The organism is Streptomyces sp. OR43 (assembly GCF_008042275.1).
In the GTDB taxonomy this organism is placed as follows: domain Bacteria; phylum Actinomycetota; class Actinomycetes; order Streptomycetales; family Streptomycetaceae; genus Streptomyces.
Window position 1 is genome coordinate 3,686,392 of the sequence record NZ_RDBK01000043.1, and the last position, 23,112, is coordinate 3,709,503.

Sequence of the window (23,112 nt, forward strand, 5' to 3'; positions counted from 1 at the left end):
TTCCCTAGGGTTCCCTGCGGTGTCAAGCGGTAAGGTAGGGAACCTCAGGGATGTCACGCGAAGGAGCAAGCGAAATGGCAGGCCAGGCCGACAATCGAGCCCCATACGCAAAGATTGCCGCTCACTACTCAGAGCTGATCTCATCTGGCGACCTACGGCCGGGGTCGCTCCTGCCGAGCATCAAGAACCTCGCGGAAGAGTGGAAGGTCAGCACCGCCACGGCAGAAAAGGCGCTGCGGAAGCTGCGCAGCGAGGGGCTTGTCCGAGGTATCCACGGAATCGGGACCGAAGTCCTGGACCAGCCGGCCCCGATGTCCTCGGGTGCCCAGCGGCAGGACCGGGGACGCCGTACCGGCTCCAGCTGGGGGACGGGCGAACGGTCCGACTCGCACCAGGCAGCCGTTGTGCCGGCACCCGCCGACGTGGCGCAGGCCCTGGACATCAAGCCCGGCTCGAAGGTCGTACGGCGCAGCCGGGTGTACCGGGACCGGCACGGCATCGTCGCTCACAGCACCTCGTGGATTCCCGCCCGGTACGGGAAGCTGGTGCCCCAGCTGGCGGAGAGCGAGCGCCTGACGGGAGGAACGTCGCTCCAGCTCATCGCGCAGGCAACAGGCCACCCGATCACTCGCCGCATCGACACGGCATCGTCCAGCCGTCTCACGCCGGAGCACGCGAGGCTCCTGGAGCTGGACCCGGAGAACCCGCCGGTCGACCCCGTGGTCGTGATGTCAGCGAAGTTCCTCGACAGCGAGGACACCGTCGTGGAGTACGGCGTCGACCTCGGCGCCCCAGGTCGTACGTGGCGCACTGAAACCGAGGTCACCCTGTGACAGGCGCGAACGGATCACCTCCGATGCCTACACGCCCGCCGTTCTGCGTCCTGATGGCCGGACTCCCCGGCTCTGGCAAGACGACGCTTTCCCGCGCCCTTACGGATCGGGGATTTGTTCGGCTTTGCCCGGATGAGGAAATGTTCCGCCGCCACGGCGTTTACGGAGTCGACTTCCCCCGGGGCGTCTTCCCCACCCTGGAGCGCCCCGTCCTTGAAGATGTTGCCGCAGACCTCGGTGAACAACTCAGGGTCGGACACGATGTCGTTGTCGACCACGGCTTCTGGACGCCAGAGGATCGAGCTAAGTGGCAGGCTATCGCCGCTGCCGCCGGCGCTGTCCCCGTACTCGTCTATCTCGCCGCCAGCCATGAAGAACTGTGGGCGAGGGTCAGTAAGCGTAACGAGTTCCATGTGGAAGACCCGAACGCAATCTACTTCGCGGAAAGCGACCTTCAGCGATACCGCAATCGCTTTGTACCGCCCACGGCAGATGAACCGCACCTGTCGTACCAGGGTGACCCCGCTGCCGTCATCGCGGCCCTACGCCTCGCACCCGCGAAGCGCTCGACCTTTAGCAACGGAGAGCGATAATGAGCACGCCGCAAGACGGAAACTTCAAAATCGACCGTAAAACCCTGCTGAAGGGAATTCAATGTGCGGTTCCTGCGGCTAAGGAAACAGATGCCGGAATACTGCTACATTGGACTGGAGTCGAACTACCCGATGGAAAGTGGTCGAATCTTCTTTCAAACGAGGAGATCGAAGAGATCATCGAAAATCTCAAAACCGCAACCTTGACGGAGGCGTCAGTTGAATGGTCTACGTATGCCGAATTCTCTCTTCTTTCGCTATCCCCTGGAGGACTCTTTGAAGACTATTTTGAAGAAAATTCAATCGTAGGGAGTGGTGAACATCCCATTAAGTACACCGTAGGTATTCCTTCGAAGGAGTTTCTGTCTTACCTGCTCTGCGAAGCGGCACAGATCCCTGCCGAGAAGCGCGCGAAAAAGTGGCGCTTCATGAGAATTCGGACCAGACATATTGCGGCTCGCTTGAAAGATCAAGCAGCAGCGCAAGACCTAGGGGTTGCGTGCGCACTCGATGTAATTGCGCAGGCTACGCACACCATCTCACTCCGCATAGAATCACCGAAAATTAGGACCGACTACGAGGATCTCGCCAATTCTTTCTTGTTCCATGCGGCCTATAATCTAGATGCCGCTGCTCGAATCGGAAGAGATCCGATTTTTCAGGAACCAGTCGCACAGCGCTACGACCGCACACAGGCAGGCTCGCTTGATGCTCCTAGGCAATGGTACGAGAAGGATCTTGTCCATCACTATCTGATGGGCGTGGCAGCGGAAATTCCACTCCTAGAGTTTCTGGCGCATTATCACATTGCGGAGCATTTTTTCGAAAAGGTCTTCAATGACGACCTTGTAAATACCGTAAGGAAGGAAATTACGGATCCGGGGTTTTCGGTGCGCCGCGCCAAGGATATCCAAAATGTAATCAAAACCATCAGAGACGCGCAGCGGCAAGTCCGGGAGGAAGGGGGAGTGAATGAGCTGAAGGCTTTGAAGCTAACGTTCGAAAAATTCGTTACCCTTCGTCGCCTCATTGCGGACTTGAACTCATACGATGCGTCACTGATTGACTATTATAAGGCAAATCGCGTCTCATTCGCCGACGCGGAGAAGGTGGATTTGCTTAACCCTGATGAGCAGGTGGTGTTCAAAGCTTTGGCGGCGCGGGTGTATAAAGTGAGAAATTCTCTGGTCCACGCCAAGGAGGGGCGTTCTCCTCGTTATGCACCTTTCGCTCATGATGTTGAGCTTTCAAAAGAAATTCCCATCATGCGCTTCGCGGCTGAGCAGATCATTATTGCGCAGGGAAAGCTCATCTAGATCTCAGCGGTCACGAGGTGAGGTGTCCCGACTTCTTGCGCTCGTTGTCCTGCTTTGTTCAGCTCACTCGTGCTTTCCGTAGTACGCCGACGCTCTCTGACCTGCCGCGTGTTCGCACACGAACGCTCGCGAACAGCCACCCGCGCGGTCGGAAAGCTCCGCTCTATCAGCGCACTGGAACGGGCTACAAGGGACCTTTGCGGCATCTGTGGGTCAGAGGCATCTTCTCAGGATTCGAAACCGCTCCTGGGCAGGGCGTGCGTACCGCACGCTTGACTATCGCGGCGCTTACGAAGCCCGCCGTGAACGGAAACGTACGCAGGACCAGCGGGAGCAGACCCCAGTTTCCGTGCTGGCGCCTTTCGGTCGCCCTAGCTCAAGATGGAGAGGAGGCCAGCCCATCTACCCATGTCTGGTGCAGGAAACGGCCAGCCGGCGTACGGGCATCTGGCGTCACCACACACCCCGCCTCTGAACAATTGGACGCCAGCGGCTTGCATCTCCGAGGCCAGGGATCCCGGTGAGAGCACAACCGTTTGGGGGCCGGTAAGCGCCGTGCGTTCCAGGATCAGCCGGTCACGGGTCAGGAAGGCATGGGCACCAACAGCTTGCGCTTCGAGCACCAGGTCGCGGTCGGCCCCCTCCGGCAGTCCTGTTTCATCGCCGAACGCGGCAGGGGGTACCCCTTCCGACGGCGGAGGGAAGTTCCAGTCTCCCAGCTGGAAGGCCAGACTCTCTGCGAGCGCGTCGATGGCCGGGAGCCGGGTGTCAAGGAAGCGTTGGGAGAACTTCTTGGCATCGGTCTTTGAGCGCGGAGTCACGATGAACCGTATGTCCCGCAGTAACCAAGTATTGAGAAGGTCCGCTAGGCCATCTAGATCTTGGAGGTAGGCGGCGTCTGCCGCGACGCGGTCAGGCAGCGGATCATCGTTCATGAGCGCGGCCCCATGCTGCTGCAAGTCGATTAGCACGTTCGAGTCGAGTGCGACGACCAGCGGACCGTGGTATTCGTCAGGCAGCAAGGTCGGCAGTTCTTGATGGCAGAACCCGAGTCCGCCGTCCAGGCTAGCTTCGTGCAACATCACCGCAGATTACGCTGGCCCTGGGCCGTGGTCACGTCCGTGCACGCGGCCAAGCGCCACACCGTTGTCGTGGTCTTTGTCCAGTTAGATCGCGCCGTACTCGTGCGGGCGGCCACCCTGCCACTGCACCCACTGCTGGTCATCCAGGATGTCGCCCCCATCTGGCAGGCCGGCGCGGCGCAGGAACTCGACCACGTCGGCGTCGCTACGAGCGAGGCCTGCACTCTGAGAGTGGATGCTTACCCGTCTGCCACTCGTACCCGCCGGATTGTGGATCACGATCGGTGCGTCGCTCATGTCGTCAGGCGCCGCGGGTCCGTAGTTCAAAGCACTCCGAGTTCTCTGTCTGGCCGGCAGTAAGGGCAGGCCGTGATGCCGCCCTCCGTCAGCGCGCGCAGGGCCTGCTCTCGGGTCATCGCCTGCGTCCTCTTGCCGCTCATGCCGCAGTCGCCCGTATGTACTGCGTCGGCCTGGGCACCACTGCTGGCGCGCAGCACGGAGAGTTTCCATGTAGGTGCTGGCGGTGGCAGCACGCGCGCAGCCCTGGCGGCCGCAGCATCGCGTTCCTCCAGTTCGGCGATGGTGCGATCGGTTCGCCCTAGCTGGTACGCCTGCCACTCGCGCACGATGCGCAGGCGATCCAGACGAGAGAGGTTATCGGACACGTATTCGATTCTAGGTCGTGGTGGACGGCCGCGCGTACCTCCTGTCCGTCGTGCGATCGGTCACGATCCCAACGGCGCTCTGGGCCGTCTGTGGGCCGTCAAAGGGCCGCCGACGTCGACTGATGACGACTAACGACAACCGGGACCGCCGCCCCCTCACTGCTTCTGAGCTGGCAGATGTCTCTACGACCACGGCGTGTCTGTAACACTGGAAGAACCATGCCTAAGCCCGGAGAACTCACTTTCGTCGCGCCCCGCGGAGCCAAGAAGCCCCCGCGGCACCTCGCCGACCTCACGCCCGCCGAGCGCAAGGAAGCAGTCGCCGCGACCGGCGAGAAGCCGTTCCGCGCGCAGCAGCTCTCGCAGCACTACTTCGCGCGGTACGCGCACGACCCGTCGGAGTGGACCAACATCCCGGCCGGGTCGAGGGACAAGCTCGCCGAGGCGTTGTTCCCCGATCTGATGTCCGTGGTGCGCCACATCAGCTGCGACGACGACACCACGCGCAAGACGCTCTGGAAGCTGCACGACGGGACGCTGGTCGAGTCCGTCCTGATGCGCTACCCCGAGCGCGTCACGATGTGCATCTCCTCGCAGGCCGGCTGCGGCATGAACTGCCCGTTCTGCGCCACCGGACAGGCCGGTCTCGACCGCAACCTGTCCACCGCGGAGATCGTCCACCAGATCGTGGACGGCATGCGCGCGCTGCGCGACGGCGAGGTGCCGGGCGGTCCGGCACGGCTCTCCAACATCGTCTTCATGGGCATGGGCGAGCCGCTCGCCAACTACAACCGCGTGGTCGGTGCGATCCGTCGGCTGACCGACCCCGAGCCCGACGGTCTCGGGCTCTCGCAGCGCGGGATCACGGTCTCCACCGTCGGCCTCGTGCCCGCGATGCTGCGGTTCGCCGACGAGGGCTTCAAGTGCCGTCTCGCCGTCTCGCTGCACGCCCCGGACGACGAGCTGCGCGACACCCTCGTGCCGGTGAACACCCGGTGGAAGGTGCGCGAGGTGCTGGACGCCGCGTGGGAGTACGCGGAGAAGTCCGGCCGTCGCATCTCCATCGAGTACGCGCTGATCCGCGACATCAACGACCAGGCATGGCGGGGCGACCGGCTCGGCCGGCTGCTCAAGGGCAAGCGGGTGCACGTCAACCTGATCCCGCTGAACCCGACCCCCGGCTCGAAGTGGACCGCCTCGCGGCCCGAGGACGAGAAGGCGTTCGTCGAGGCGATCGCCGCCCACGGGGTGCCGGTCACCGTCCGGGACACCCGCGGTCAGGAGATCGACGGGGCCTGCGGGCAGCTGGCGGCATCCGAGCGCTGAGGCCGGAAACGGCCGTGTAGCCTGGGCTCGAAATCAACTTCATATTCCGACAGGGGAGCGCCACAGCGCTGAGAGTGCGGCACCAAGGACAGGTTGGCCGCAGACCCTCTGAACCTCGCCCGGGTCATTCCGGGTAGGAAGTTCGGACCTTACTCAAGCTGTTGCGCCCTGCCCGCTTCCGGTTTCCACCGGTGCGGGCAGGGCCGCGTCTCTTCCTGGTCACTCCAGGAGGAATCACATGAGCACCACCCAGAAGATCGCGGTGACGGCCGTCGCCGCCGCACTCGGCGCCACCGCGCTGGCCGGCTGCGGAAGCTCCGACGACTCGGCGTCCGGCTCCGGACCCACCGGGAGCTCGGGCTCCAAGACGGTCACCCTGGTCAGCCACGACTCCTTCAACGCCTCCAAGGAGGTACTGAAGGAGTTCACCGCGCAGACCGGCTACACCGTCAAGGTGCTGAAGAGCGGTGACGCCGGCGCCGCCCTCAACCAGGAGATCCTGACCAAGGGTTCGCCGCGCGGGGACGTGTTCTTCGGCGTCGACAACACCCTGCTCTCACGCGCTCTCGACAACGGCCTGTTCACGCCGTACGAGGCCAAGGGTCTCGACCAGGTCGCGGCCGATGTCCAGCTGGACGCCGGGAAGCACCGGGTCACCCCGGTCGACACCGGAGACATCTGCGTCAACTACGACAAGAAGTACTTCGCCGACAAGAAGCTCGCGCCGCCGAAGACCTTCGACGACCTGGCGAAGCCCGCGTACAAGGACCTCCTCGTCACCGAGAACGCGGCGACCTCCTCGCCCGGCCTCGGCTTCCTCCTCGGCACCGTCGCCACGTACGGCGAGGACGGCTACCAGGATTACTGGAAGAAGCTGAAGGACAACGGCGTCAAGGTCGTCGACGGCTGGGAGCAGGCGTACAACGAGGAGTTCTCCGGCTCCGCCGGCGGCAAGAAGGCAAAGGCGGACCGGCCGCTCGTCGTCAGCTACGCCTCCAGCCCGCCCGTCGAGGTGCTGTACGCGGACCCGCAGCCGAAGAGCGCCCCGACCGGCGTCGCCACCGGCACGTGCTTCCGCCAGATCGAGTTCGCCGGGCTGCTCGACGGGGCGAAGAACGAGGCGGGCGGCAAGGCCCTGCTGGACTTCCTGATCGGCAAGAAGTTCCAGGAGGACATGCCGCTCAACATGTTCGTCAGCCCGGTCACCAAGGGCGCGAAGGTGCCGGACCTCTTCACGAAGTTCGGTGCCACGGTCGACAAGCCGACGACCGTCGCCCCGGACGAGATCGCCAAGAACCGTGAGCAGTGGGTCCAGTCATGGTCCTCGCTCGTAGTGAAGTAGCGAAGACTCCCGCACGCGGACCGGGCGCGCGCGGGAAGTCCGCGCGCGCCCGGTCGCTGCGCGGGGGCGCGGTGCGGCTCGGGCTGATGGCCGTGCCCGTCGCGTTCTTCGCGCTGTTCTTCGCCTACCCCGTCGTCGCGATCGTCGGGCGCGGGCTCAAGGACGGTGGGGTCTGGCAGTTCGGGCGGTTCGGTGAGGTGCTGAGCCGGCCGGACATCCAGGATGTCCTGTGGTTCACCTTCTGGCAGGCCCTCGCCTCGACCGCGCTGACCCTGCTGATCGCACTGCCCGGCGCGTACGTCTTCGCCCGGTTCGACTTTCCCGGCAAGCAGGTGCTGCGGGCGGTCGTCACCGTGCCGTTCGTCCTGCCGACCGTGGTGGTCGGGACCGCGTTCCTCGCGCTGCTCGGCCGCGGTGGCTTCCTCGACGAGTTGTGGGGCGTACGGCTCGACACCACGGTGTGGGCGATCCTGCTGGCCCATGTCTTCTTCAACTACGCGGTCGTCGTGCGCACCGTCGGCGGACTCTGGTCGCAGCTCGACCCCCGGCAGGAGGAGGCCGCTCGGGTCCTGGGGGCCGGACGGTTCGCCGCCTGGCGCCGCGTCACCCTTCCCGCGCTCGGTCCCGCCGTGGCCGCCGCCGCCCTCATGGTCTTCCTCTTCACCTTCACCTCCTTCGGAGTCGTCCAGATCCTCGGCGGTCCCGGGTTCTCCACGCTGGAGGTGGAGATCTACCGGCAGACCGCGCAACTGCTCGCCCTGCCCACCGCCGCGGTACTCACCCTGGTGCAGTTCGTCGCGGTCGGCGCCGTCCTCGCCGTGCACGCGTGGACCGTCCGGCGCCGGGAGACCGCGCTGAAACTCGTCGACCCGGCGCAGACGGCCCGTCGGCCGCGCGGCGCGGGGCAGTGGGCGCTGCTCGGCGGGGTGCTGCTGACCGTGCTGGTACTGATCCTGCTGCCGCTCGTCGTCCTGGTGGAGCGGTCGCTCGATGTGTCCGGCGGTCACGGCTTCGCCTTCTACCGCGCGCTCGGATCGGCGGAGGCGAACAGCGGTACGTTCCTGGTCGCCCCCATCGAGGCGATCGGGAACTCGCTGCGCTACGCCCTGGTCGCCACCCTGATCGCCCTGGTCGTCGGAGGGCTGGCCGCGGCGGCCCTGACCAGGAAGGCGGGCCGGCTCGTCCGGGGATTCGACGCGCTGCTGATGCTGCCGCTCGGCGTCTCCGCCGTCACCGTCGGTTTCGGCTTCCTGATCACGCTCGACGAGCCGCCGCTGGATCTGCGTACCTCCTGGATCCTCGTGCCGCTCGCCCAGGCCCTGGTCGGGGTGCCGTTCGTCGTACGCACCATGCTGCCGGTCCTGCGAGCGGTGGACGAACGGCTGCGTGAGGCAGCCGCGGTGCTCGGTGCCTCGCCGTGGCGGGCCTGGCGCGAGGTGGACCTGCCGCTGGTGCGCCGGGCCCTGCTGGTCGCGGCGGGCTTCGCGTTCGCCGTGTCGCTCGGCGAGTTCGGTGCCACGGTCTTCATCGCACGCCCCGACAACCCGACGCTCCCGGTGGCTGTCTCCCGGCTGCTGGGACGCTCCGGCGAGCTCAACTACGGCCAGGCGATGGCCCTCAGCACCATTCTGATGCTCGTGTGCGCGGTCTCGCTGCTGTTGCTCGAACGTATCCGCACCGACCGATCCGGGGAGTTCTAGAGATGCTGACACTCGAATCGGCCACCGTGCGCTTCGGCGAGCGTGCGGCGCTCGATGCCGTGGACCTGGAGGTCGCCGAGCACGAGATCGTCTGCGTACTCGGGCCGAGCGGCAGCGGGAAGTCCACGCTGCTGCGGATCGTCGCCGGCCTCCAGCAGGCCCACGGCGGACGAGTGCTGCTCGACGGCGCGGACCAGGAAGGCGTTCCGGTCCACCGGCGCGGCCTCGGCCTGATGTTCCAGGACCACCAGCTGTTCCCCCACCGTGACGTCGGCGCCAACGTCGCCTTCGGGCTGCGGATGCACGGGGTGAAGCGCGCCGAGCAGGACCGAAGGGTCGCCGAACTCCTGGAGCTGGTCGGCCTGCCCGGCGCCGAACGGCGGGCCGTGGCCGCGCTCTCGGGCGGCGAACAACAGCGCGTCGCCCTCGCCCGGGCCCTCGCCCCCCGCCCCAAACTCCTGATGCTGGACGAACCCCTGGGCCAGCTGGACCGCAGTCTGCGCGAACGCCTCGTCGTCGAACTGCGCACGCTCTTCGCCCGGTTGGGTACGACGGTGCTCGCCGTCACCCATGACCAGGGTGAGGCCTTCGCGCTGGCCGACCGGGTCGTCGTGATGCGCGACGGACGCATCGCTCAGGTGGGCACCCCCCTGGAGGTCTGGCAGCGTCCCGCCTCCGCCTTCGTCGCCCGCTTTCTCGGCTTCGACAACGTGGTGGAGGCGACGGTCAGTGGCGAGGCAGCCGACACGGACTGGGGCAAGGTGCCGGTGCCTGCCGGATCGCCGCAGGGTGCGTGCGATCTGCTGGTGCGGCCGGCCGGGGTGCTGATCGGCGCCCCGCGCGACGGACTGCGCTGCACCGTGGGCGCGCGTACCTTCCGCGGCAACCATGTCGCGGTGAAGCTGCATCCCGAGCAGGGGCCGGTCCTGGACGCGGAGTGCCCGCTGCACAGCACGCCGGACGAGGGCGCGCCGGTCGGTGTGACCTTCGCCGCGGCGGAGAGCGTCGTGCTGCCCGCCGTGCTGTGACCGGGCGCGGGGCGGGACGGCTGCACCGCCGCCGTCTCGCGCGGGACAGCGGCACCTCCGCCGCGATGGGGGAGAAGGGCGGGTGCGGGCGGAACCGGGCTGGGACGGAACGTACGAGCGGCCGGCGGGGCTGCTGGACGGGTTCCCGCCGCGGTGAGGTCACCCGGTGGCCGGGGCTACTGCTCCGACAGCCGCGCGAGCGCCCCGGGCGCTTCCTCCACCGTGTCCACGAGCGCGATCCGCGACTCCATCGGCCGGCCCGCCGCGAGGGCCCGAAGCAGTGGCCAGGCGGGGAGTTCCCGTGTCCAGTGGTCCCGGCCGACCAGCACCATCGGGGACGGTTCGCCGCGTGAGCCGTAGTAGTTCGGGGTGGTGCTGTCGAAGATCTCCTGGACGGTGCCGGCCGCGCCGGGCAGGAAGACGACGCCCGCGGTCGAGCGGGCCAGCAGGCCGTCCTCGCGCAGGGCGTTGGCGAAGTACTTGGCGATGTGGCCGGCGAACGGGTTCGGCGGCTCGTGGCCGTAGAACCAGGTGGGAATCGACACCGACCCGCCGCCGCCCGGCCACTGCTCCCGTACGGCGAACGCCGCCAGCGCCCAGTCGGTGACCGACGGGGTGAACGAGGGGACCGCGCCCAGGAGTTCGCAGGCCTTGTCCAGCACCGCGTCGGGGTGCGGGGCCGCGTAGGCGCCGAGGTTCGCCGCCTCCATCGCGCCCGGGCCGCCGCCGGTGGCCACCGTCAGGCCGCTGCGGGCCAGGTTCCTGCCGAGGCGGGCCGCGGCCGTGTACGGGGCGCTGCCGCGGGGTGTCGCGTGGCCGCCCATCACGCCGACGACCCGTTCCCCGACGAGGAGTTCGTCCAGCGCGTCGGAGACCGCGTCGTCGTGGAGCGCCCGCAGCATCGAGGCGAACGTGTCGCCGTCCGAGCGGGTGCGGCAGAACCAGCGGTAGGCGCGGGCGTCGGGTGTCGCCTCGTAGCCGCCCCGGGCCAGCCCCTCGTAGAGCGCGTCGGGGGAGTAGAGCAGACCGCGGTACGGGTCGAAGGGGAGCCCCGGAACGGGAGGGAAGACGACCGCGCCGTCGGCCCGTACCTTCTCGGCGGCCCCGGGCTCCATCCGGCAGCCGAGGAAGACGGCGCCGGAGGTGTCGGTGGCCAGCAGCGCCGCGCTGCGCCCGGTCAGGTCGACGGACTGGACGCGGTGTCCGGCCAGCGGGCCGGCTGCGACCGCCGCGTCGAACTCGGCGAGCGTCTCGATCTCGATGCCCGGTGCGGGGTTGCTCTCTCGCGCGTTCTGCACACCGTCATGCTACGGACCGGCCGGGGAGCACGCCCCGGCCGGAACCGGTTCAGGCGGTCAGCGGAAGCGCGGCCAGTTCGGCGATCGCCCAGGTCAGCGGAGCGAACACGAGCAGCAGGGCGGCCGCGCGCAGCGCCGTCGCCGCGCGCAGCGCCGAGGCCGGGGCGCCGAGCCGCAGCAGCGCCCGAGCCGTGTCGGCACGCGCCTGCTTCGCCTCCAGCGCGGAGGTCAGCAGCGTCGCGGTGGTGCAGCCGATGACGAGTACGGCGCCGAGTGCGGTGAGCGGGCCGAAGGGCCGTGGCCCCGTCCCGTACAGCGCGAACGCGGCGATCACCGCGGCGACGACCGCGCAGACGACGCCCAGCGGCCGGCCGATCCGGCGGGCCTCGTTCATCAGGACGCGGCCCGCCAGCAGGCGTACGGCTCCGGGACGCACCGCCTGGAGCAGCCGCCCGCACAGGTAGGTCAGCCCCGGGCCCGCCGTGGCGAGACCGATCGCGGTCAGCGTCCACCCCACCAGGACCCAGGCTGGTGTGGAGTCGAGCTTGCCGGGGAGAGGGAAGGGGCTGCCGGTCGAACCGCGGTTCGCGTACGCCTCGACGGCCAGTCCGGCGGCGGCCAGAGCGACGCCCCACGGCAGCCCGGTGGGCGGCGCCGCCGGGGCCGGGATCTGCTCCTCGGGCAGCAGGTCGTCCGCGTCCTCCGGGGTGCCCGTGGCCCGCGGCGGGGCGGTGCGCAGCGCCATCGCGCTCGCCGTCGCGGCGGCCGCGGGCACCAGGGCCAGCAGGACGAGGGCGGCGGCCAGGGGCAGCGGAGCCCCGGCGCCGAGCAGGCCGGCCGCGGCGCCGTCGAAGGGCAGCCCGGACAGGTCGCCGCGCAGGTGGAGGAAGAAGAGCAGCGCCACCATCGAGCCGAGGGTGCACGAGACGGCGGTGGAGACCGCGGCGAGCACGCTGAGCCGCACCGGCCCGAGGCCGACGGCGGACAGTCCGGCGCGCGGGCGGGTGCTCGGGTCGGTACGCGCCACCGCGACCGCGAACTGCACCGTGGCGGCGAGCGGTACGAAGCACCACAGCAGCCGCAGTACGGAACCGGCGGAGTGCGCCGGGTGCCCGGAGGCGTAGCCGAGGGTGCACAGCAGGAGGAAGCCGACCCCTGCGGAGGCGGCCGCGACGAGCAGGCGCCGCATCAGGACCAGTGGGTGGGAACCGCGGGCTAGACGGAGAGCGAGCACGCCGCGCGGCCCTCCGTATCGGCCTCGGCGGGCAGGGCGACCGTGGCGACCCGGCGTCCGTCCAGCAGCGGCACCACACGGTCGGCGAGCGCGGCGATCTCCGCGTCGTGCGTGGCGAGCACCACCGTGATGCCGTGCGAGCGGGCCGCGCTGGTGAGGGTGCGCAGGACATGAGCGCGGTCGGTGCGGTGCAGCGTGGCGGTCGGCTCGTCGGCGAAGATCACCGAGGGCGCGGCGGCCAGCGCGCGGGCCACCGAGATCCGCTGCCGCTGGCTCTGCTGGAGGGTGTGCGGCCGCTTCCGCGCGCACATGCCGATGTCGAGGCGCTCCAGCCACTCCATGGCGGCCTTCTTGGCCTCCCGGCGCCCGGTGCCGCGCAGCATCAGCGGCAGGGCGGTGTTCTCCCAGGTGTTCAGTTCCGGGACGAGCTGGGGTTCCGGGGCGATCCAGCCGAACTTGTCGCGGCGCAGCCGCTCCCGCAGCCGCGGTCCCATGGTGTGGACCGGGACGCTGTTGAACCACACCTCGCCCTGCTGGGGCACCAGCTGGCCGGAGAGACAGTGCAGCAGGGTCGTCTTGCCGCTGCCGCGCGGGCCGGTCACCGCGAGGATCTCGCCGTCGCGGATCCCCAGGGAGACCCCGCCGAGCGCGGGTGAGCCGTTGTGGGAGTGCTGCAGGGAACGCGCCCAGATCACGTCGTTGTCCGGCGGGGCCACCATGGCGTACACCTCGGTTCAGATCAGATATCCCGTTCCCCCGTACGGGGGAACGAAGGCGGGGCCGATCGGTCACTCGGCACCGTAGGGATTCGGACCGCGGTGTGCGCACAGCACGCGGCCCGGGTGCGCTTCTTCCCACTCGAATGGGCGCATCCGGGCCGCGTGGACCGTATGAAATGACCGCTGGAGGGTCCTCGGGGGACGGTCAAGCGGTGGTCAAGCCGCTGCCGGCCGTTGGGCCGTCCGGCCCAGCGGTCAGAGCTTCGTCCAGGCCTCCGTCAGGACGGACCGCAGGATGCCCTCGATCTCGTCGAACGTGGACTGGTCGGAGATCAGCGGCGGTGCCAGCTGGACGACCGGGTCGCCGCGGTCGTCGGCCCGGCAGTACAGGCCGTTGTCGTACAGCGCCTTGGAGAGGAATCCGTACAGGACGCGCTCGGTCTCCTCGTCGGTGAAGGTCTCCTTGGTGACCTTGTCCTTCACCAGCTCGATGCCGTAGAAGAAGCCGTTGCCCCGGACGTCGCCGACGATCGGCAGGTCGTGCAGCTTCTGGAGTGTGGTGAAGAAGGCGTTCTCGTTGTCGAGGACGTGCTGGTTGAGGCCCTCGCGCTCGAAGATGTCGAGGTTGGCGAGGCCGACCGCCGCGGACACCGGGTGGCCGCCGAAGGTGTAGCCGTGCAGGAAGGTGTTGTCGCCCTCGTAGAACGGCTCGGCGAGCTTGTCCGAGATGATGCAGGCACCGATCGGCGAGTAGCCCGAGGTCATGCCCTTGGCGCAGGTGATCATGTCCGGCACGTAGCCGAACTTGTCGCAGGCGAACATCGTGCCGAGGCGGCCGAAGGCGCAGATGACCTCGTCGGAGACGAGCAGCACGTCGTACTTGTCGCAGATCTCGCGGACGCGCTGGAAGTAGCCGGGCGGGGGCGGGAAACAGCCGCCCGCGTTCTGTACGGGCTCCAGGAACACGGCCGCGACGGTGTCCGCGCCCTCGAAGAGGATCTCCTGCTCGATCTGGTCGGCGGCCCAGCGGCCGAAGGCCTCCGGGTCGTCGCCGAAGAGCGGGGCGCGGTAGATGTTGGTGTTCGGAACCTTGTGTGCGCCGGGGACCAACGGCTCGAAGGGTGCCTTGAGCGCAGGCAGGCCGGTGATCGACAGGGCGCCCTGCGGGGTGCCGTGATAGGCGACCGCACGCGAGATGACCTTGTACTTGGTCGGCTTGCCCTTGAGCTTGAAGTACTGCTTGGCCAGCTTCCAGGCGGTCTCGACCGCCTCACCGCCACCGGTGGTGAAGAAGACCTTGTTGAGGTCGCCCGGGGCGTAGTCCGCGAGGCGCTCGGCCAGCTCGACGGCCTTCGGGTGGGCGTAGGACCACACCGGGAAGAAGGCCAGCTCCTGGGCCTGCTTGTACGCGGCCTCGGCGAGCTCGTGACGGCCGTGGCCCGCGTTGACGACGAACAGGCCGGACAGCCCGTCGAGGTAGCGCTTGCCCTGGTCGTCGTAGATGTAGGTGCCCTCACCACGCACGATGGTGGGAACGCTTGCGTTCTCGTAGTCCGACATGCGGGTGAAGTGCATCCACAGGTGGTCGTACGCGGTCCGGCTGAGGTCCTTGCTCACGGCTATCGGGTTCCCCACATATAGGTCTGCTTCTTGAGCTTGAGGTAGACGAAGCTCTCGGTGGAGCGCACACCGGGAAGGGCCCGGATGCGTTTGTTGATCGTCTCCAGCAGGTGGTCGTCGTCCTCGCAGACGATCTCCACCATCAGGTCGAAGGAGCCCGCGGTCATCACCACGTACTCGCACTCGGTCATGGCCGTCAGGGCTTCCGCGACGGGGTCGAGGTCGCCCTCGACGTTGATCCCGACCATCGCCTGCCGCCGGAACCCCACGGTGAGGGGGTCGGTGACGGCGACGATCTGCATCACGCCCTGGTCGAGCAGCTTCTGGACGCGCTGCCGCACGGCCGCCTCGGAGAGGCCGACGGCCTTGCCGATCGCGGCGTACGGGCGACGCCCGTCCTCCTGGAGCTGCTCGATGATTGCGAGGGACACGGCATCGACCGCTGGGGACGATCCGTTCCCGGTCCTGGAGTCTGCGCTGCGACTGGCCACGGAGCCACTCTGCACCGGGACTCGTCTGTCTCGCAACCCTCAATCGATGAAATTCGTTGTCGATGGCCTCGGATCACACTGAATCCGAAGTTCGCGGCGGTTGGGTATGTCGAGACCGTTACCCATGCGACTAGGCTGGGCGTCTCACCCATTGGACGTGTCGACAGGAGGGGTGGTTGTGACCACCGAGGTGCGCCGTCTGCGCAACTACATCAACGGCGAGTTCCGGGACGCTGCCGACGGGCGGACCATCGACGTGGTCAACCCGGTGACGGAGGAGGTCTATGCGACCTCCCCGCTGTCGGGCGAGGCCGACGTCGATGCCGCGATGGCCGCCGCCGCTGCCGCCTTCCCCGCGTGGCGTGACGTCACGCCCGCCGAGCGCCAGCGAGCCCTGCTGAAGATCGCGGACGCCTTCGAGGAGCGGGCCGAGGACCTCATCGCGGCCGAGTCCGAGAACACCGGCAAGCCCATCGGGCTGACCCGCACCGAAGAGATCCCGCCGATGGTGGACCAGATCCGCTTCTTCGCGGGTGCCGCCCGGCTGCTGGAGGGCCGCTCGGCCGGCGAGTACATGGAGGGACTGACCTCCATCGTCCGCCGCGAGCCGGTCGGTGTCTGCGCGCAGGTCGCGCCGTGGAACTATCCGATGATGATGGCCGTCTGGAAGTTCGCCCCGGCGCTCGCCGCGGGCAACACCGTCGTCATCAAGCCGTCCGACACCACCCCGGCGTCCACCGTGCTGATCGCGGAGATCATCGGGCAGATCCTGCCCAAGGGTGTCTTCAACGTCATCTGCGGCGACCGCGACACCGGCCGTGCGATGGTCGAGCACCGGACCCCGGCCATGGCCTCCATCACCGGTTCGGTCCGGGCCGGGATGCAGGTCGCCGAGTCCGCCGCCAAGGACGTCAAGCGGGTCCACCTGGAGCTCGGCGGCAAGGCTCCCGTCGTCGTGTTCGAGGACACCGACATCGCCAAGGCCGTCGAGGACATCTCGGTCGCGGGCTACTTCAACGCCGGGCAGGACTGCACGGCGGCGACCCGTGTGCTCGTCCACGAGTCGATCCACGACGAGTTCGTCACCGCACTGGCCAAGGCCGCCGCCGACACGAAGACCGGGCAGCCGGACGACGAGGACGTGCTCTACGGCCCGCTCAACAACGCCAACCAGCTCGCCCAGGTCAGCGGCTTCATCGAGCGGCTCCCCGCCCACGCCAAGGTCGAGGCCGGCGGCCACCGGGTCGGCGAGAAGGGCTACTTCTACGCCCCGACCGTCGTCTCCGGGCTCAAGCAGGACGACGAGATCATCCAGAACGAGGTCTTCGGACCGGTCATCACCGTCCAGTCCTTCACGGACGAGGCGCAGGCCCTGGAGTGGGCCAACGGCGTCGACTACGCGCTGGCCTCCTCGGTGTGGACCAAGGACCACGGCCGCGCCATGCGGATGTCCAAGAACCTCGACTTCGGCTGTGTGTGGATCAACACCCACATCCCGCTCGTCGCCGAGATGCCGCACGGCGGGTTCAAGAAGTCCGGCTACGGCAAGGACCTCTCCGCCTACGGCTTCGAGGACTACACCCGCATCAAGCACGTCATGACCTCGCTCGACGGCTGACCTTCACGGCATCCGTCACGGACACGGCCCCGGGCGCACTGTGCGAGCGCCCGGGGCCGTGTCCATGCCCCGCCACCTAGGTGTTTTGACCCGCAGCCGTGTCAACGAGGCTGCGGGTCAAAACACCTAGGGCCTGGTGTCGAACTGCCGTCTGCCGCGCGACGCCACGCACGCACTCTCGCCGTACCGGTCCCAGGCCCCGGTACGGTCCAGTCCAGGGGCCTGGAGCCGGCACGCCGAGAGCACGCACCGGACGCCGCGCGGCCGCCCTTCGGGCGACGAAGGCAGTGTGTCGAGAAGCCCTGGCTCCTCGACAGGGTGTGCGCAGCGGGCGGGCGGCGCTGGACGGTTGGTCCATTGCCCGCCGCACCGGCCGACCGGCATCCTGCGCAGGTGCGAGCGATCCCGAACCACCCCATGTCCCGCCGGTCCCTGCTCCGTGCCTTCGGGGCGGGAGCGGCCGGCGTCACGCTGGCCGGCTGCGGAGTCCCCGCCGCCTTCGTGGAGCCGGGCGACCGTGCCGGACGCGACTACTCCGCCGGCGATCACACCCTGCACTTCGCCAACTGGCCCCTCTACATCGACACGGACGACGAGGACGAGTCGAAGCGGCCCACCCTCGACGCGTTCAGCGAGCGGACCGGGATCTCCGTCACGTACACCGAGGAGATCAACGACAACGACGAGTTCTTCGGCAAGATCAGCCCGTCCCTGATGAACCACCAGCAGACCGGCCGCGACCTGATCGTCATCAGCGACTGGATGGCGGCGCGGTTCGTCCGGCTGGGCTGGGTCCAGGAGATGGACCGGGCGAAGCAGCCCAACGTGGCGAAGTACCTCGACCCGCAGTTGCGTTCACCCGCCTTCGACAAGGGCCGGACGCAGAGCGTGCCCTGGCAGTCCGGCATCACCGGCATCGCGTACAACCGCAAGAAGCTCGGCCGGGAGATCAGGCACACGAGCGAACTGTGGGCGGACGACCTGCGGGGCAAGGTCACCCTGCTGTCCGGGCTCGACGAGTCCTTCGCCCTGCTGATGCAGGGCAACGGCGTCGACATCACCCGCTGGAAGCGGGACGACTTCTATGACATGTGCGACCAGGTGGAGAAGCTGGTGAAGACCGGACACATCCGCCGCTTCACCGGCAACGACTACATCAAGGACCTCTCCACCGGAGACGTGCTCGCCTGCCAGGCGTACTCCGGTGACGTCATCCAGCTCCAGGCCGACAACCCCGACATCGAGTTCGTGGTGCCCGAGGAAGGGGCCGAGCTCTGGGCGGAGTCGCTCATGATCCCCAACCTCGCCCGCCACAAGCGCAGTGCGGAGAGGCTCATCGACTACTACTACGAGCCCGAGGTCGCCGCCGAGCTCGCCACCTGGGTCAACTACGTCTGCCCGGTGCCGGCCGCACGTGAGGTGCTCGCCTCGTCCAAGGACGAGGAGACCGCCGCGCTGGCGGAGGACCCGCTGATCTTCCCCGACGACGGCATGCGCAAGCGGCTGGCCATCGCCCGCGACATCACGTCCGAGGAACGCACGGAATTCGCCAAGAAGTGGAACGCCGTCGTCGGCTTGTGAAGTCCTCTCAGGGGCGGCGTAAAGGGCCGGTAAACGCGGGCGTACGCTGCGGACATGAGCGAGCGACGCGCCCTGCGGAGGCGTATACGCGTGTGGTTGGCCGTCTTCATCGTCTGTCTGGTTCTGAGCGGGCTGACCGCCTTCCCGCTCGTCCATGAACTGCGCTGGGCCGAGGACCTGCTGAGCTCCTCGGCCTCGCCCGTGCCCGAGCACTTCCCGGCCCTGATGGAGTGGATCACCCGTGTCCGCACGGGGATCGACACGGCCGACGCCGAGTATCCGTTCGTGCTGTACGGCACCGACTGGCTGGCCTTCGCCCATCTCGTGATCGCGGTCGCCTTCTACGGCCCCTACCGCGATCCGGTCCGCAACATCTGGGTCATCGAGTTCGGCATGATCGCCTGTGCCGGAATCATCCCGCTCGCCCTGATCTGCGGTCCGATCCGCGACATCCCCTTCTGGTGGTCCGTCATCGACATGTCGTTCGGCGTCTTCGGGGTGATCCCGCTGCTGATCGTGCACCGCAAGATCAAGCGGCTGGAGGCCATGGAGCGGACACCGGAGCCGATGCCTGCCGCGGCGCCCGCCCCGGCGGCCTGAGTCACCCGCCCGTCGGGGCGCCGAAGGCGGCCACCACGATGTCCAGCGCCGTGGGATTCATGTCGTTTCCCTTCGCGTCCGTCGCGTTGACGCTGTAGACGAGGGTCCGGGAGAGATCACGGGTGGCGGCGACGGCCGTGTTGTAGCCCCAGCGGCCGCCCGTCTTGCCCCAGACCTGGCGACCGCCCAGCGTCATCACGGAGAGACCGGCGCTGAACGCGGCAGGCTTGCCCGTGCCGTACTCGCGCACCGAGGCATCGGGCAGCGTGAACATCTCCTCCAGCAGCGGTCCGCGCACCACCTGGCCACCGAACAGTGCCCGTGTGAACCGCTCCAGATCGGCTGTGGTCGAGATCAGATCTCCCGCCGCCCACGCGTCGCTCGCCCCCCACACCGTCACATCGCGGAGCTCTCCCTCCGTGCCGAATATCTGGTAGCCGCGGTTGTGCCGTCCGCGTATCGACGGATCGGTGCCGGGGAAGTAGGTGTCCTTGAGACGCAGTGGCTCCAGGACGCGGCGCGAGACCTGGGAGGCGTAGGCGTCACCCGTGACCCGCTCGATGAGCAGGCCCGCCACCGTGTAGCCGATGTTGGCGTAGTGCTGCTGGGTGCCGGGCGCGAAGTCCGGGCGGTGCGTGGTGGTTTCGCGCACCACGTCCGCCGGGTCGATCAGGTCGAACCGGTGCTCGTACCACTCCTCCACCGTGTCGCCGTTGCCCGGGTCGACGGACGGAAGGCCGCTCGTGTGGTTCAGCAGCTGGCGCACCGTGACCTTTCCGTACGTCGCCGGGATCAGGTCGGGCAGGTAGTGCCGGACCGGGCGGTCCAAGCCGATCCTGCCCTCCCCGGCCAACTGGAGGACCACGGCCGCCGTGAAGACCTTGGTGACCGAACCGGCCCGGAAGCGCCCCGCCGGATCCGCCGGCCGCCCGGACACCAGGTCGTGGACCCCGGCGCTGCCCCGCCAGACACCTCCGGTGCCCGAGACGCGCACCAGCGCGGCCGTGGCGTCATCCGACGGGAGCCCGCTGATCGCGGCCCGCAGCGCCTCGGCCTCCGACGCTCCGACGGGCGATGACCGCTGGCCGGCCGGGCCGGACACCGGTGACGCGGCCGCCGCCAGGGCCGGTGGGGCGGCCGGGCCGGCGGCGATGCCGAGGAGCAGGGCGGCTGCGATGACGGTGCGGGACGTGCGGGCGTTCATGTCCGGTGCCTCCTGGGCGTGGAATCGGGTGGAGTCCTCAACTGCTGTCGGAATCCATCCTGTTCGTCCACGCATCCGGGCGGATCACCCGAGCGGGGGTTTCCCCGGGGGAGGCTTCCTCCCCTGCGCGGGGGAGGAGCCTTCGGGCCCTCCCTCCGCGGAGGGAGAGACGACACCGCATTCGTAGGCGCAGATCACCGCCTGGATCCGGTCGCGCAGCCCCAGTTTGGACAGCACGTTGCCGACATGCGTCTTCACCGTGTGCTCGCTGACGACCAGCGCGGCCGCGATCTCCGCGTTCGACAGCCCGCGCGCCAGGTGGAGCAGCGTCTCGTGCTCCCGCGTGGTCAGCACGTCCAGGCGCGCGGACGGCTCCACCACCGCGGCGGGCGGCCGTGAGGTGTACTCGGCGATCAGCCGGCGGGCCACCGAGGGCGCCAGCAGCGAGTCCCCGGCCGCCACCACGCGTACCGCGTGCACCAGATCGTCCCGGCGCACGTCCTTGAGCAGGAAGCCGCTCGCCCCTGCGCGCAGGGCTTCCCAGACGTACTCGTCCGAGTCGAACGTCGTCAGCATGACCGTCCGGCAACCGCTCCCGGCCGTGATGGTGCGGCAGGCCTCGATGCCGTCCGTGCCGGGCATCCGGATGTCGAGCAGCGCCACCTCGGGGGCCAGCCGCCGCACGGCCTCGACCGCCGCGGCGCCGTCACCTGCCTCGGCCACCACCTCGATGTCCGGTTGCGCGTCCAGGATCATCGCGAAGCCGCTGCGCACCAGTTCCTGGTCGTCGGCGACCACCACGCGGATCGTCACTGCTCCACCCCTGTCCGTCGTTCCGTTGCGGATTCCGCCCGCGGGTGCGGAATCGTGACCGCGACCCGGAAGCCACGGCCGTCCGGGCCGGGGCCGGTGCGGGCCGTGCCCCCGTGCGCGGCGGCACGCTCCCGGATGCCGGTCAGCCCCAGCCCCGGCCCACCGCCGGGACCGCGCCCGTCATCGGTGACCGTCAGGGTCAGCGCATCGCGCCCGTGCTCCAGCCGCACCCGGACCGAGGCCGCGTCGGCATGCCGGACCACGTTCGTCAGGGCTTCCTGCACGATCCGGTAGACGGTGGCCTCGACCGCCGGGCCGGGCGGCCGGCCGTCGCCCGTGACCTCGTACGAGACCGCCGGACCGCCCGCCCGTACCCGCTCCACCAGGCCCGGCACCCCGTCCAGCAAGGGCTGGGGCGCGCGGGGCGCGGATGGTTCTCCCTCGCCGTCGCGCAGCACGCCGAGCATCCGGCGCAGCTGCACCATCGCGTCCCGTCCCGTCTCCGAGATCGCGTCGAAGGCGGCCTCGGCACGTTCCGGAGCCGTACGGACCGCCACCGGGCCGGCCTCGGCCTGCACGATCATCAGACTCACCGCATGGGACAGGACGTCGTGCATCTCCCGGGCGATCCGCGCCCGTTCACGGGCGGCGGCCTGCTCCGCCTCGATGACGTGCGTCAGCTCCAGCTGTCGGGCCCGGTCCTCCACCGCCCCCAGATACGCCTTGCGTGTCACGGCGAGCCGGCCGAAGGCGTAGGCCGCGGCGAACACGAACAGGGAGAAGAGCAGCTCCCTCAACGCGTCGCTGTCGAACCCGACGGAGACCAGGACCGCCAGCGTCGTGAGCAGCGCGATCCCCGTCCGCTTCGGCGGCGAGGAGAGTTCGGCCACCGTGTAGAACGCCACGAGGCCGGTGTACGGGAGCGGCTGGCCCGGGCCGTCGACGGCGAACTTGTACAGTCCGCCGGCCACGAGCACGGCAAGGAGCACCGCGACCGGCGCCCGGCGGCGGGCGACCAGCGGCAGCACCATCAGGGTGGTCAGCCCGTACGTCGCCCACGTCGCCTCCGGCAGATCGGGGCCGCGTGGCACGACGAACGGCATGGTCATGGCGGCCTGGACCAGCAGCGCGATGAGCAGGTCGGCAGTGAGGGGGTCGGCACCGCGGGCTTTCGCCACGAGGCCAAGCGGACGCATCAGGGCTTCCGCGCCACCGCGCCGAACTGGGCGACCTCGGCCCCGGCCGGGCCGGGACCGGGGCGCCAGCGCGCACACGAGACGATGCCCGGATCGAGGATGTCCAGCCCGTCCAGGAACGTGGCGAACTCGAAACGGCCGCGGGCGGTGATCGGGGGAGTGGCGTTCTCGTTCCAGAACCGCATCGCCGCCTCGTTGCCCTCGCCGCCCAGCTCCAGCGTGGGGTGGGTGAGGACCAGGTAGCTGCCCGACGGCACCGCGGCCATCAACTGCCGCACGATCCGCAGCGCCTCGTCCGTGTCGAGGACGAAGTTCAGGATGCCCAGCAGCATGACCGCGACCGGGCGCTCCAGGTCGAGAGTGGGCTGCGCGGCCCGCAGGATCCGGTCCGGGTCACGGGCGTCCGCGTCGATGTACTCGGTCGCGCCCTCCGGTGAACTGGTGAGCAGTGAGCGGGCGTGCGCCAGCACGATCGGGTCGTTGTCGACGTAGACGACGCGGGCGTCGGGCGCGGTGTGCTGGGCCACCTCATGGGTGTTGTCCGCCGTCGGCAGGCCGGTGCCTATGTCCAGGAACTGGCCGATGCCCGCGTCGCCGGCCAGATGCCGCACCGCCCTGCCCAGGAACGCCCGGTCCGCCCGGGCCACTTCGCCGATGCTCGGATACATGCCGGTGACCTGGTCACCGACCGTCCGGTCCACCGGGAAGTGGTCCTTGCCGCCGAGCCAGTAGTTCCACACGCGGGCGTTGTGGGCGACGTCGGAACGGACGTGGGCGGGAAGGGAATTGCTGCGGGGGGCGGTCACGTCTGGCTCCTTGGCGCCGGCCTGGCATCAGGAATGAGGTCCCGTCC

The 23,112-nt window shown here is 68.8% G+C and carries 22 protein-coding genes; 10 read left to right on the forward strand and 12 right to left on the reverse strand.

Annotation, left to right across the window (positions count from 1 at the left end):
• Nucleotides 1–74 precede the first annotated feature (74 nt).
• Genes EAO72_RS35825 through EAO72_RS35835 form a run of 3 tightly spaced genes read left to right on the forward strand, consistent with a single transcriptional unit; the run spans nt 75 to nt 2,742 of the window.
• Nucleotides 75–833, forward strand: a complete 759-nt coding sequence (locus EAO72_RS35825) for a GntR family transcriptional regulator (protein ID WP_148021183.1) — start codon at nt 75–77, stop codon at nt 831–833.
• A gap of 53 nt (nt 834–886) precedes the next feature.
• Nucleotides 887–1,426, forward strand: a complete 540-nt coding sequence (locus EAO72_RS35830) for an AAA family ATPase (RefSeq protein WP_315986330.1) — start codon at nt 887–889, stop codon at nt 1,424–1,426.
• Nucleotides 1,426–2,742, forward strand: a complete 1,317-nt coding sequence (locus tag EAO72_RS35835; protein WP_148021185.1) for a hypothetical protein — start codon at nt 1,426–1,428, stop codon at nt 2,740–2,742. Before EAO72_RS35830 ends, EAO72_RS35835 begins: the two co-directional genes overlap by 1 nt.
• Nucleotides 2,743–3,113: 371 nt before the next feature.
• Here the strand turns inward: EAO72_RS35835 and EAO72_RS35840 are convergent, their stop codons facing one another.
• From EAO72_RS35840 to EAO72_RS35850, 3 genes are all read right to left on the reverse strand, one after another.
• Entirely contained in the window at nt 3,114–3,824 is a 711-nt protein-coding gene (locus EAO72_RS35840) for a hypothetical protein (RefSeq protein ID WP_148021186.1), read from the reverse strand.
• 84 nt (nt 3,825–3,908) lie between these two features.
• Nucleotides 3,909–4,121, reverse strand: a complete 213-nt coding sequence (locus tag EAO72_RS35845) for a hypothetical protein (protein WP_148021187.1) — start codon at nt 4,119–4,121, stop codon at nt 3,909–3,911.
• Nucleotides 4,122–4,147: 26 nt separating this feature from the next.
• Nucleotides 4,148–4,489: a DUF6233 domain-containing protein gene (locus EAO72_RS35850; protein WP_148021188.1), complete on the reverse strand. Its 342-nt coding sequence runs from the start codon at nt 4,487–4,489 to the stop codon at nt 4,148–4,150.
• 219 nt (nt 4,490–4,708) lie between these two features.
• Between EAO72_RS35850 and rlmN the strand changes: the two genes are divergently transcribed.
• From rlmN to EAO72_RS35870, 4 genes are all read left to right on the forward strand, one after another.
• Nucleotides 4,709–5,815, forward strand: a complete 1,107-nt coding sequence (gene rlmN / locus EAO72_RS35855; protein WP_148021189.1) for a dual-specificity RNA methyltransferase RlmN — start codon at nt 4,709–4,711, stop codon at nt 5,813–5,815.
• A gap of 238 nt (nt 5,816–6,053) precedes the next feature.
• Complete coding sequence (locus EAO72_RS35860) at nt 6,054–7,157, forward strand: thiamine ABC transporter substrate-binding protein (protein WP_148021190.1); 1,104 nt, start codon at nt 6,054–6,056, stop codon at nt 7,155–7,157.
• An 86-nt stretch (nt 7,158–7,243) separates the two neighbouring features.
• Entirely contained in the window at nt 7,244–8,857 is a 1,614-nt protein-coding gene (locus tag EAO72_RS35865; RefSeq protein ID WP_148022227.1) for an ABC transporter permease, read from the forward strand.
• Between the two features lie 2 nt (nt 8,858–8,859).
• On the forward strand, nt 8,860–9,885 hold the full coding sequence (locus EAO72_RS35870; RefSeq protein ID WP_148021191.1) for an ABC transporter ATP-binding protein: 1,026 nt from the start codon (nt 8,860–8,862) through the stop codon (nt 9,883–9,885).
• A gap of 176 nt (nt 9,886–10,061) precedes the next feature.
• Here EAO72_RS35870 and EAO72_RS35875 read toward each other — a convergent pair whose 3' ends face one another.
• The 5 genes from EAO72_RS35875 to EAO72_RS35895 all read right to left on the reverse strand — a co-directional run bounded on the left by EAO72_RS35875 (nt 10,062) and on the right by EAO72_RS35895 (nt 15,247).
• Entirely contained in the window at nt 10,062–11,183 is a 1,122-nt protein-coding gene (locus EAO72_RS35875) for an LOG family protein (protein WP_148021192.1), read from the reverse strand.
• A gap of 49 nt (nt 11,184–11,232) precedes the next feature.
• Complete coding sequence (locus EAO72_RS35880) at nt 11,233–12,417, reverse strand: hypothetical protein (protein ID WP_187285322.1); 1,185 nt, start codon at nt 12,415–12,417, stop codon at nt 11,233–11,235.
• The gene (locus tag EAO72_RS35885; RefSeq protein WP_148021194.1) at nt 12,399–13,136 is read right to left on the reverse strand and encodes an ABC transporter ATP-binding protein; all 738 of its coding nucleotides are present in this window, start codon (nt 13,134–13,136) and stop codon (nt 12,399–12,401) included. The genes EAO72_RS35880 and EAO72_RS35885 overlap by 19 nt, the downstream gene beginning before the upstream one ends.
• A gap of 255 nt (nt 13,137–13,391) precedes the next feature.
• Nucleotides 13,392–14,771, reverse strand: a complete 1,380-nt coding sequence (locus EAO72_RS35890) for an aspartate aminotransferase family protein (RefSeq protein ID WP_148021195.1) — start codon at nt 14,769–14,771, stop codon at nt 13,392–13,394.
• Nucleotides 14,756–15,247 carry an Lrp/AsnC family transcriptional regulator gene (locus tag EAO72_RS35895; protein WP_187285323.1) on the reverse strand — a complete coding sequence of 164 codons (492 nt, stop codon included), beginning with the start codon at nt 15,245–15,247 and terminating at the stop codon, nt 14,756–14,758. The genes EAO72_RS35890 and EAO72_RS35895 overlap by 16 nt, the downstream gene beginning before the upstream one ends.
• A 178-nt stretch (nt 15,248–15,425) precedes the next feature.
• Between EAO72_RS35895 and EAO72_RS35900 the strand changes: the two genes are divergently transcribed.
• From EAO72_RS35900 to EAO72_RS35910, 3 genes are all read left to right on the forward strand, one after another.
• A complete protein-coding gene (locus EAO72_RS35900; RefSeq protein ID WP_148021197.1) occupies nt 15,426–16,865 on the forward strand; it encodes a gamma-aminobutyraldehyde dehydrogenase in 1,440 nt (479 codons plus the stop codon).
• Nucleotides 16,866–17,282: 417 nt separating this feature from the next.
• Nucleotides 17,283–18,446: an extracellular solute-binding protein gene (locus EAO72_RS35905; RefSeq protein WP_148022228.1), complete on the forward strand. Its 1,164-nt coding sequence runs from the start codon at nt 17,283–17,285 to the stop codon at nt 18,444–18,446.
• A gap of 54 nt (nt 18,447–18,500) precedes the next feature.
• A complete protein-coding gene (locus tag EAO72_RS35910) occupies nt 18,501–19,046 on the forward strand; it encodes a hypothetical protein (RefSeq protein ID WP_187285324.1) in 546 nt (181 codons plus the stop codon).
• A gap of 1 nt (nt 19,047) precedes the next feature.
• On the opposite strand, the gene EAO72_RS35915 is transcribed toward EAO72_RS35910, so the two are convergent.
• The 4 genes from EAO72_RS35915 to EAO72_RS35930 form a co-directional block, all read right to left on the reverse strand.
• Entirely contained in the window at nt 19,048–20,250 is a 1,203-nt protein-coding gene (locus EAO72_RS35915) for a serine hydrolase domain-containing protein (RefSeq protein ID WP_148021198.1), read from the reverse strand.
• 84 nt (nt 20,251–20,334) lie between these two features.
• Nucleotides 20,335–21,063 (reverse strand): response regulator, encoded by a 729-nt coding sequence (locus EAO72_RS35920; protein ID WP_148021199.1) that lies wholly within the window; start codon nt 21,061–21,063, stop codon nt 20,335–20,337.
• Entirely contained in the window at nt 21,060–22,259 is a 1,200-nt protein-coding gene (locus EAO72_RS35925) for a sensor histidine kinase (protein ID WP_148021200.1), read from the reverse strand. The genes EAO72_RS35920 and EAO72_RS35925 overlap by 4 nt, the downstream gene beginning before the upstream one ends.
• Nucleotides 22,259–23,065 (reverse strand): SAM-dependent methyltransferase, encoded by an 807-nt coding sequence (locus tag EAO72_RS35930; protein WP_148021201.1) that lies wholly within the window; start codon nt 23,063–23,065, stop codon nt 22,259–22,261. Before EAO72_RS35930 ends, EAO72_RS35925 begins: the two co-directional genes overlap by 1 nt.
• Nucleotides 23,066–23,112 lie beyond the last annotated feature (47 nt).